This is a genomic window from Streptomyces flavofungini (assembly GCF_041028215.1).
In the GTDB taxonomy this organism is placed as follows: Bacteria; Actinomycetota; Actinomycetes; order Streptomycetales; family Streptomycetaceae; genus Streptomyces; species Streptomyces flavofungini_B.
The window spans coordinates 1-11249 of record NZ_JASKYR010000224.1 but is presented as its reverse complement, the minus strand read 5'-3'; the positions used below and the strand labels follow the sequence as shown (position 1 = coordinate 11249).

Genomic DNA, 11249 nt, shown 5'->3' with positions numbered 1-11249 from the left:
CTGTCCGACTCGGCCCTGTCCGACTCGGCCCTGTCCGGCTCGGCCCCCCACCCCCTCCTCGCCGCCACCGATCTGGCGGACCTGGGAGCGGTGCTCGACTTCGGGTGCCGGGACATGGCCTCGCTGGTCGGGCTCGCCGAGCGGTGCCCTGGGCTCGTCGTGCACGGGGTGACCGCCGACAAGGAGTTGGCCGACCGTGCGCGGGGCGCGCTCGGCGGGCGGGTGGCGCTCTGGCATCGCAGTGGGCCGCTCGAACCGTTCCCGGGCCAGTACGACCTGGCCTTCGGCGTCGACGCCAGTCACCGCGTGGAGGACAAGCAGGCGCTCTTCGCGCGGCTCGACGCGGCCGTCGTGGACGGTGGGCGGCTGCTTCTCGCCGACTACCTGTGCACCCTCAGCGGCGACCTGGTCGACCCCGGCGCCGGGATCAGTGTGCCCACCGGCCGCACCTGGGCCGAGGTCTTCGCACACAACCGCTTCGTCCTGGAGGAGCTGACCCCGGGGGGCGCCCCGGCCGACGCCGACGCCGACCTGGCGGAGCCACTCCGGCGGGGCTGGATCACGTACCGCCTGTTCCACCTGCGCAAGCAGACCTCCGGCAGCCAGGAGGACCGCCTGCGGACCAACCGGGCACACCTGGCCGAGACCACCGCGCAGCCGCGCGCCCCGCGGAGCTGAAGGAGATACGAAGTCAATGTCGCCCCACGTCAAGCAGGCGCTGTCGGAACTCGCGGCCCGTGTCCTCGATGTCACCCCCGAGAACGTCGCCCGTACCTCGTTGGAGGAGATCGGGCTCGTCGCCGCCGTCGCACTCACCGAGGAGGTCAACTCCCGGTTCGGCACCACGCTCTCGACCGGCACGGTCACCGGGGCCGGTGACCTCGACGGGCTCGCCGCGCGCGTGACGGCCCAGCTCGGCGGTGGCCCGGCGCCGGAGGCCGTCGCCGTCATCGGCATGCACTGCCGCACCGCGGGCGCGCGGAACCCCGACGAGCTCTGGCAGGTGATCAGCTCGGGCGAGGACCGCACCACCGAGGTCGACGACCCGGTGGCGCTGTCCCTGCTCGAAGAGCACTTCCCGGACGTCGCCGCCCCGCGCTACGGACGCATGGCCGACAGCGACCGCTTCGACCCGGCGTTCTTCCGCATCGCCCCCCGCGAGGCCGCCGCCATGGACGCCGCCCAGCGGGTGCTGCTCGAATCCTGCTACCACGCCCTTGAGGACGCCGCCCAGGACGCCTCCGCGCTGCGCGGCAAGGCCGTCGCCACCCTCGTCGGCAGCACCGGGCTCGCGCCCCAGGCCGAGTACTCCGCGCACGCCCTGATGGGCTCCGACACCAGCATCATGGCGGCGCGCCTCGCCTACCAGCTCGATCTGAGCGGACCGGCGATGACCATCGACACCGCGTGCTCCTCCTCGCTCGTCGCGGTCGACATCGCCCGCAGGCTGCTCCTGGACGGCGAGTCGGACCTGGCGCTCGCCGCCGGGGTGTACGTCGCCAACCACCCCGGCACCTTCGTCACCATGGAGGCCCTCGGCACCGTCTCGCCCGGCCGGGCCTGCCGCCCCTTCGACGCCGACGCGGACGGCATGCTGGTCGGCGAGGGCGTCGGCGTCCTCGTCCTGAAGCGGCTCTCCGACGCGGTCCGCGACAACGACCGGGTCCTCGGCGTCATCCGGGGCAGCGCCACCAACCAGGACGGCCGCACCTCCGGCATCACCTCGCCGAGCTCCGCCGCCCAGAGCGCCCTGCTGCGCGACGTCTACCGCCGCAGCGGCGTCGACATGGGCCGCCTGCGCTACGTGGAGGCGCACGGCACGGGCACCAGCCTCGGCGACCCCATCGAGGTGCACGGCCTCACCGAGGCGTTCGAGGAGTTCACCGACCGCAGGCGGTTCTGCGCCATCGGCTCGGTCAAGGCCAACATCGGGCACACCATGGGCGCCGCGGGCGTCCTCGGCGCCATCAAGGTGCTGCTGTGCATGCGCCACGGCAAGCTGCCCCCGGCGGCGAACTTCCGTACCGAGAACAAGCACGCCGACTTCGACGACAGCCCCGTCTACGTCAGCCGTGAGCTGGCCGACTGGGACCGCGAGGAGGAGCGGCCCCGTGTGGCCGGGGTCAGCTCCTTCGGCTACAGCGGCACCAACGCGCACGTCGTCATCGAGGAGCACGTGGCCGCCCGTCCCGCGGCTCTGCCCGTCCCCGGGCGCCGGATGGTCGTACCGCTCTCCGCCAAGAGCGCGGAGCAGCTGCGCGAGAAGGCCGCCGCACTCGCCGCCCACCTGCGCCGGGACGGCTCCGACGGCCCCGGCCTGACGGACGTCGCCTACACCCTGCAAGTGGGACGCGAGGCCTTCGCCGAGCGGCTCGCCGTCACCGCCACCTCCACGGAAGAACTGCTCAGCCGCCTCGACGCGTTCGCGGACGGCGCCGCCGCGGTGCCCGGCACCTACAGCGGCCGGGCCGCCGACCGCCGCCCCGCGGCAGGCCCCACGGGGCGCGATGTCGACGAGTTCGCGGCGGCATGGGTGGGCGGAGCCGCCGTGGACTGGCCCCGCCTGCACACCGGCACCGCCCCGCGCCGCGTCGCCCTGCCGGGCCACCCCTTCGTGCGCGAGGTCTTCCCGCACGCCTGGGCGGACGGCACCGCTCCCGGCACCCCGGAGCGGGGCGGCGCCCGGGMCCGGGCGGCGCACGCCGTGCCCTCCGTCCTCGCCGACCTCGACGCCGCCGCCGAGGAACACCTGCGCTCCGACCCGGCCGCCGGGGACCTCGGGGCGGCTCTGCGCTCCGATGTCATGGTGCGCGAGCTGACCGGGGTGTGCCGCCGCATGCTCTTCGCCTCGCTGCGCCGCATGGACGTCTTCGCCGAGGCGGGCGAGCGGTACACCGAGGCGGAACTGGTGGACCGCCTCGGCGTGGTGGACGAGCACAGGGCGCTCTTCCACGGGCTCATCGGCGTTCTCACCGAAGGCGGCCACCTCCGCGCCGAGGGCACGGAGCTGACCACCACCGACCTGGTCGCCGCGCCCGGCGGGCTGCGCTGGGAGCAGAGCGAACTGGCCGCGCTCAAGGCGGAGGTCACCGCTGAGTACGCCGAGATGGACGGGTACTTCCACCTGCTCACGCTCTGCCTCGAAGAGATGCCCGACGTCCTGACCGGCCGCAAGAAGGCACACGAAGTGCTCTTCCCCGGTGGCTCGTTCGACGCGGTGGAGGCCGTCTACCACAGCGACGGCGACACCAACGGCCTGGTGGCGGGGCTCGTCGCACGCTACGTGAGCGCACGGCGCGAGCGCGACCCCGGGGCCGCCGTCTCCATCCTGGAGATCGGCGCGGGCACCGGCGGCACCACCGCCAAGGTGCTGCCCGCGCTCAACGGCGCCGAGGAGCGGCTCAGCTACGTCTACACCGACATCTCGCGCGGCTTCACCCAGTACGGACGCAACCAGTACGGCAAGGACCACCCCTATGTGACCTTCGCGCCGCTGGACATCGAGTCCTCGCCCGCGGAGCAGGGCTTCGCGCCGGGCAGCCAGGACCTCGTCCTCGCCTGCAACGTGCTGCACGCCACCCGCAGCATCGACGACACCCTCGCCCACGCCCGGCAGCTCCTGCGCCCCGGCGGGGTGCTGATCCTCCTGGAGACCACGCGGGCGCAGGACTTCTTCACCCTCACCTTCGGCCTGATGGGCGGCTGGTGGGCCTACGAGGACGAGTGCCGCCTGCCCGGCTCCCCGCTGCTCAGCGTCGCCCTGTGGCGCCAGGCCCTGGAGCGCGGCGGCTTCCGCGCGGTCCGCGGCCTCTCGCCCGCCCCCGTGCGGGAGGACCAGGCGTACCAGGCGGTCGTCCTCGCGGAGAAGGAGGGCGCACTCGACCACGCGGGACCCGTCCTCGACCTGCCGGACGCGCCACCGGCCGGATCTCCGGCCCACACTCCGGCGGAGCAAGCGCCCGCCGTGGCGGCGGAGACGGCCGCCGAGACCTCCGGCGGCCCGCTCCAGGAGCTGGTGGCGGACGCCTGGCGTGACGTGCTCGGCGTGACCACGGTCCGCCCGGAGGACGACTTCCAGGAGGTGGGCGGCGACTCCATCCTGGCGACGCAGATCATCTCCCGGCTCAGGAGCGGCTTCCCCTTCGAGCTCGACCTGGGTGAGCTCTTCCAGGCCCGCACCCTGGCCGACATGGTCGAGATGCTGGAGGCCGAGCTGATCGAGCGCATCGACGAGCTGCCCGAGGAGACCGTCAGCACCCTGCTCGCGTGAACCGGAGACCCCGCCCGCCGCTCGCGTGAACCGGCGAGAGCAAGGACGCCGTCGAGACCACCAAGGAGTTCCCCCGCATGTCCCGCGAAGATCTCGCCACCTCGCGCAAGGCGCGGCTGTCCCCGCAGAAGCGGGCCCTGCTGGAGAAGCTGAGCGGCGCGGCCCGCACCTCGGGCAGCGCCCGCATCCCGCGGCGCCCCGCGGACGACCGCCCGCCGCTCTCCTTCGCCCAGCGCCGTCTGTGGTTCCTGGACCAGATGGTGCCCGACAGCCCCGCGTACAACGTCCCGATGAGCTTCCGCGTGCGCGGGCCGCTGCGCCGCGAGGTCCTTGAGCGGGCCGTCGAGGAGGTGGTGCGCAGGCACGAGTCGCTGCGTACCCGGCTGCCCAGCGAGAACGGCGAGCCGTGGCAGGAGATCGTGGACGACGTCCGGGTCCCCGTCGAGCTGGTCGACGTCACCGACGACCCGGCACGGCTCGACGCGCTGGTCTTCGACGCGGGGCGGCGGCCGTTCGACCTCGCCGCGGGCCCGCTGCTGCGGGTCACCCTCTACCGGCTCGCCCCCGAGCTGCACGTGGTGCTGCTCAACGCCCACCACGTGGTCGTCGACGGCTGGTCGCTCGGCCTGTTCTGGCAGGAGCTGTTCACGCTGTACGAGGCGTTCGCGGCGGGCAGGCCGTCCCCGCTGGCCGAGCTCGCCGTGCAGTACGCGGACTTCGCCGTCTGGCAGCGCGAGTACCTCTCCGGCGACCGCCTGGAGCACCAGCTCGCCTACTGGCGCGAGCAGTTGGGCGAGGGCACCGAGAACCTGGAGCTGCCCCTGGACCGGCCCCGGCCGCCCGTGCAGACCTTCGAGGGCGGTGACCTGCGGGACGTCTACCCCGCCGCCCTGCGCGAGGAGCTCCAGGCGCTCTGCCGCCGCGAGGGCGTCAGCCTCTTCGTGGTGCTGCTCGGGGCGCTGAACGTGCTCCTGCACCGCTGCACGGGCCAGCGCGGCATCCCCGTCGGCTCCCCGGTGACCAACCGCACCCATGTCGACATCGAGCCGCTGATCGGCATGTTCGTGAACACCCTCGTCTACCGCACGGACATGGCGGGGGACCCCGACTTCCGCGAGGTGCTCCGGCGGGTGCAGGACGTCGTCAACGGCGCCCAGCAGCACCAGGAGGTGCCCTTCGAGGTCCTCGTCGACGCGCTGCGGCCCGAGCGGTACCTCTCGCAGAACCCGCTGTTCCAGGTCTGCTTCAACTTCCTGCCCGCCAGGGAGCTCAAGCCCGGTGACGAGCTGGTCATCGAGGCGATCGAGGGCGTACGCATCGACACCGCCAAGTTCGACCTGTGGATCAGCGTCGTCGACTGCGCCGACGAACTGCTGGTGGAGGTGGAGTACAACCGCGACGTCTTCGAGCCCGCGACCGTGCGCCGCCTCATGGACGCCTTCCGCGTCGTGGTGGAGGCCGCGGCGGCCCGGCCGGAGCTGGCCGTCTCCCGGCTGCCCGTGCTGCCCGAGGACGACCGCCGCAGGATCGTCGAGGAGTGGAACGACACCGCCCAGGTCTTCCAGGGCGCCGAGCGCTGCCTGCACGACCTGATCGCCGAGCAGGCCGCCCGCACCCCCGACGCACCCGCGGTCGTCTTCGGCGGCCGGGAGATCTCCTACGCCGACCTCGACGGCCGCGCCAACCGGCTCGCCCACTGGCTGCGCAGCCGGGGCGCGGGCCCGGAGACCACCGTCGCCGTCTGCGCCGAACGCTCGGTGGAGCTGGTCGTCGCACTGCTCGGGGTGCTCAAGTCGGGCGCCGCGTACGTGCCGGTCGACCCCGGCCACCCGGCCGGGCGCCGCGCCTTCATGCTCGACGACGCCGCCCCGGGAATCGTCCTGACCCAGGAGCACCTGCGGGACGGACTGCCGGACACCGACGCGGAGGTGCTCGCCCTCGACACCCGCTGGGCGGAGATCGCCGAGCGCCCTGACACACCGGTCGAGCACGGCGCGGGCCCGGACACGCTCGCGTACATGATCTACACCTCGGGCTCCACCGGCGAGCCCAAGGGCGTCCTCAACACCCACCGGGGCATCGTCAACCGGCTGCTCTGGATGCAGGACCGCTACGGCCTGGACGCCAGTGACCGGGTGCTCCAGAAGACGCCGTTCAGCTTCGACGTCTCGGTGTGGGAGTTCTTCTGGCCGCTGCTGACCGGCGCCACGCTCGTCGTCGCGGGCCCCGACGAGCACAAGGACCCCGCCCGCCTCGCCGAGGTGATCGGCGAGGAGCGGATCACCACCGCCCACTTCGTGCCGTCGATGCTCCAGGTCTTCCTCGGCCAGGACGGGGGCCCCGGCGGCCTGGCCGGGCGCTGCGCGAGCCTGCGGCGCGTGGTGTGCAGCGGCGAGGCGCTGCCGTTCGCCCTCCAGGAGCGGTTCTTCGCCAAGCTGCCGGACACCGGGCTGCACAACCTCTACGGGCCCACCGAGGCGGCCGTCGACGTCACCGCCTGGGAGTGCGTGCCCGGTGACGAGCGCGGCGTCGTGCCCATCGGCCGGCCCATCGCCAACACCCGCGTCCTCGTCCTGGACGAGCGGCTCAACCCGGTGCCCGTCGGCGTCGTCGGCGAGATCCACATCGGCGGCGTCCAGGTGGCGCGCGGCTACCACAACCGGCCCGGGCTGACCGAGGAGCGCTTCGTCCCCGACCCCTTCGGCGCGCCCGGCGAGCGGCTGTACAAGACCGGTGACCTGGCCAGGTTGCTGCCCGACGGGGCGATCGAGTACCGGGGCCGCGCCGACTTCCAGGTCAAGGTGCGCGGCATCCGCATCGAGCCCGGCGAGGTCGAGGCCGCCCTGACCCGGCACCCCGGGGTCCTGGAGGCCGCCGTCGTCACCCGCGACGACCCGCGCGACGAAGGCCACAAGCAGCTCGTCGCCTACGTCGTGCCCGACACCGCGCCCGCCCCGGAGAGTGCCGAGGAGGACCCGATGGGCGAGCGGGTCGCCCAGTGGGCCGAGGTCTTCGACCAGGCCTACGCGCAGGGCGGCGACCCGCGCGAGGCCGACTTCAACATCGTCACCTGGAACAGCAGTTACACCGGCGAGCCGCTGCCCGCCGAGGAGATGCGGGAGTGGGTCGACGGCACCGTCGAGCGCGTCCTCGCGCTCAAGCCCCGGCGGGTCCTGGAGATCGGCTGCGGCACCGGACTGCTGCTCGCGCGCATCGCCCCGTACTGCGAGAGCTACCACGGCACCGACATCTCAAAGGCCGCCCTGGACTTCGTGCGCACCCGCCTCATCGGCGAACGCCCCGAACTCGCCGGCGTCACCCTCGCCCACCGCGCCGCCGACGCGAGCGCGGAGGCCTGCGAGGAACCGTACGACGTGGTCATCCTCAACTCCGTGGCGCAGTACTTCCCCGACGGCGCCTACCTGCGCACCGTGCTCGACCGGGCCCTGGACAGCCTCACCGCCGACGGCGCCGTCTTCGTCGGGGACCTGCGCAACCTCGCCCTGCTCGACACCTTCCACACCGACGTCGAACTGAGCCGCGCGACGGCGAAGCTCCCCGTCGGGCGCCTTCGCGGCCGCATCGCCCGCCAGACCCGCCAGGAGCAGGAACTCCTCGTCCACCCCGCCTTCTTCACCGCCCTGCGCGAAGAGCGGCCCCGCATCGGCGCCGTCGACATACAGCTCCGCAGGGGCCGCCACACCAACGAACTGACCCGCTACCGCTACGACGCCGTCCTGCGTGCCGCCGGGCCCGCCCCCGGCGGCGCGGACGCCGTCACGCTCGACTGGGCCGACGCGGGCGGCCTCGCCGGGGTGCGCCGCCGCCTGGACGAGGAGCGGCCCGAGGCGCTCGCCGTGCTCGGCGTGCCCAACGCCCGCCTCGCCGCCGTCAACACCAAGCTGGACCGGCTGCGCGAGAGGGACGCCGAGGAGATCGTCGGCGAACTCGTCCGTGACACCGGCACCGGCCCCGCCACCCACGCGGACCCCGAGGAGTGGTGGCGCCTCGGCGCCGACACCGGCCGCACCGTCACCGTCTCCTGGATGCCCGACGCCACCGACGGCAGCTACGCGGTCCTGCTCAGCCGCACCGGCACCCACCGCCTGGACCTGACGGACGGCCCGGCGCGCGAGAGCACGCGGGAGCTGACGAACGACCCCGCCTTCGACCGCGCGGGCGCCGAACTCGTCCGTGGCCTGCGCCGCGTCCTCAAGGACAGCGTGCCGGACTACATGGTGCCCTCGGCGTTCCTGCCGCTGCGCGCCCTGCCGGTCGGCGTCAACGGCAAACTCGACCGTGACGCGCTGCCGCCCATACCGGACCACGGTGACGCCGACGCCGAGGCCGCCGAACCCGGCACCCCCACCGAACACCTCCTCGCCGAGCTGTGGGCGGAGGTGCTCGGCGTGGACGACGTGGGCGTGCGCACCAACTTCTTCGAGCTCGGCGGCGACTCCATCCACACCATCCACGTCGTCGCCAAGGCCAGACAGCGCGGCCTCGAATTCGCCCCGCAGCTCGTCTTCCGGCACGGCACGATCGCCGCCCTCGCCGCCGCCCTCGACGAACGCGCCGCGGCCGGGACCGCCGCCCCGGCACCGCGGGCCACCCCCGGCCAGGACGCGGACGCGGCGCTGCGCGCCCTGTCCGAGGCGCCCGGCGTGACCGACGTCTACCCCCTCTCGCCCTTCCAGCGGTGGGCGCTCGGCGAGTGGCGCGAGCGCCCTGAGCCCGGCCTCTTCCTGGTGCACCGCATGCAGCTCCTGAAGGTCTCCGACTTCCAGGAGGACGTCTTCGTCGACTGCTTCCGGCAGCTCATCTCCGAACACCCCCTGCTGCGCACCACCTTCGCCTGGGAGGGCCTCGCCGAACCGGTGCAGGTGGTGCACGAGGAGGCCGCCCCCGAGACGACCTTCGCCGACTGGCGCGGCCTGGCCGGACCCGAGCAGGACGCCCGCCTGGAGAGCTACCTCGCCGCCGACCGGGAGCGCGGCGTCGACCTCGGCACCCCGTCCGGCCTCCGCTACCTGGTGGCCCTCCTCGACGCGGACACCGCCCTGGTCGTGGTCAGCCTGAACTACTTCTGCCTGGACGGCTGGAGCTTCGAGATCGTCACCGACCGCCTGACGGAACTGCTCGACGCGGCGGCCACCGGGCGCACCCCGGCCCCGGACATCGAACGCCTGCCGTTCAAGGAGTTCGTCGAGGGCGTACGCGCCCTGCCCGCACAGCCCGCCGAAGAGTACTGGCGGCAGGCCCTCACCGGCCTGACCCGGCCGACCGCCCTGTCCGAAGGCGTACGCGCGAAGCTGCCCGCACAACCGGCCGAGGAAGGCTGCGCACGCCAGATCATCACCCTGGACCGGGACACCACCCTCGGCCTGCGCCGCCTCTCCCAGCGCGCCCACCTCCCGCTCAACGCCCTCTTCCAGGGCGCCTGGGCGCTGGTCAACGCCGCGTACACCGACTCCGACGACGTGGTGCACGGCGTGCTCCTCGCCGGACGCTCCTCGCCGGTCGCCGACCCCGAGGCGCTCTCCACCACCGTGGGCCCCGCCTTCAACATCCTGCCGCTCCGCACCCGCCTGGACCGCGACCGCGCGGCGGGTCAGTTCCTCAAGGAGATCTTCGGCGCCCTGGTGGACCTCGGCAGCCACGAGACCACCCCCCTGGACGCCGTCCTCGGCTGGAGCGAGCTGCCGCACGGCACGCTGCCCTGCGAGAGCTACATCGTCTTCCAGAACGTCGGCGTGGACACCATGGAGCGCTCGGGCACCGCCTTCTTCGTCTCCAAGATGGGCTTCCCGCTGCGCCTCGACGTCTTCCCCACCAATGTCGTCACCGTCCATCTGTCCTACCACCGCGACCAGGTCACCGACGCCGCCGCGACCCGGCTCCTGCTCGGGCTCCGGTCCGTGCTCGAAGCCATGCTCGACGGCCTCGAAGGAACCGTCGGCGAGCTCGCCGACGCCGCCCTGGCGGAGCGCGCCGCACCGCCCGGCCTCGGCGTCTTCCACGAGGGCGCATTCCGCGTCGCGGACATCCGCGCACAGCAGGGCGGTGACCCCGCTTGAACCGCCCCGTCGTCTTCCAGTTCTCCGGACAGGGCTCCCAGTACAGCGGCATGGGCGCGGCCCTGTACGAGGGGGAACCGGTGTTCCGCCGCGTCATGGACCGCCTGGACGCGGCGGCCTCCGACGAACTGGGCGCGTCGGTCCTCGCCGCCCTGTACGGGCCGGGCCGCACCCGGGCCGAGCCCTTCGACGACATCGCGTTCACCCACCCGGCCATCGTCATGGTCGAACTCGCCGCCGCCGAGACCCTCATCGCCCACGGCATCGAGCCCGGCCTGCTGCTCGGCGCGAGCCTCGGCGAATTCACCGCCGCCGTGCTCGCGGGCGTCCTGGACGCCGAGGAGTGCCTGCGGATCCTGGTCCGCCAGGCCACCGCACTGCGGGACGCGCCGCGCGGCGGCATGCTCGCCGTCCTGGACGACGTGGCCCTGCACGGGCGCGTCCCGCTGCTCCGCGAGCGCACCGAGGTCGCGGCCCGCAACTACCCCGGGCACTTCGTGCTCGCGGGCGCGCACGAGGACCTGGTCGCCGCCGAGGAGGAGCTGCGGGCCCGCAAGGTGGTGTGCCACCGCGTCCCGGTCCCGTACGCCTTCCACTCGCGGCACATGGACTCCGGCGAGGCGCTGTTCCGCGCCACCATGGCCCGCACCGAGCTGCGTCCGCCGCGCATCCCGGTCGTCTCCTGCGCCACCGGGGGAGAGGTGGAGCGCGTCACGGCCGACCATCTGTGGCGGGCGACCCGGCTGCCCATCGAGTACGCGGGCACCCTCGCCGCCCTGGAGCGGCGCGGCCCCTTCCAGTACGTGGACCTCGGCCCGTCGGGCACCCTGCACAACTTCGCCCGCAACGGCCTGCCCGCGTCCTCGCGCTCCCGTTCGCTGCCGCTGCTGAGCCCGCTGGGC

4 protein-coding genes are annotated in these 11249 nt (G+C 73.6%); all 4 read left to right on the top strand.

Annotation, left to right across the window (positions count from 1 at the left end):
- Positions 1-678, top strand: a 678-nt coding sequence (locus tag AB8Z36_RS17345) for a hypothetical protein (protein ID WP_369214220.1), incomplete at its 5' end; no start/stop codon positions are given.
- A gap of 16 nt (positions 679-694) precedes the next feature.
- Entirely contained in the window at positions 695-4270 is a 3576-nt protein-coding gene (locus AB8Z36_RS17340; protein ID WP_369214219.1) for a beta-ketoacyl synthase N-terminal-like domain-containing protein, read from the top strand.
- Positions 4271-4347: 77 nt separating this feature from the next.
- Positions 4348-10347 (top strand): non-ribosomal peptide synthetase, encoded by a 6000-nt coding sequence (locus tag AB8Z36_RS17335; RefSeq protein WP_369214218.1) that lies wholly within the window; start codon positions 4348-4350, stop codon positions 10345-10347.
- On the top strand, positions 10344-11249 hold a 906-nt coding region (locus AB8Z36_RS17330), incomplete at its 3' end, for an acyltransferase domain-containing protein (RefSeq protein ID WP_369214217.1). The genes AB8Z36_RS17335 and AB8Z36_RS17330, both read left to right, overlap by 4 nt.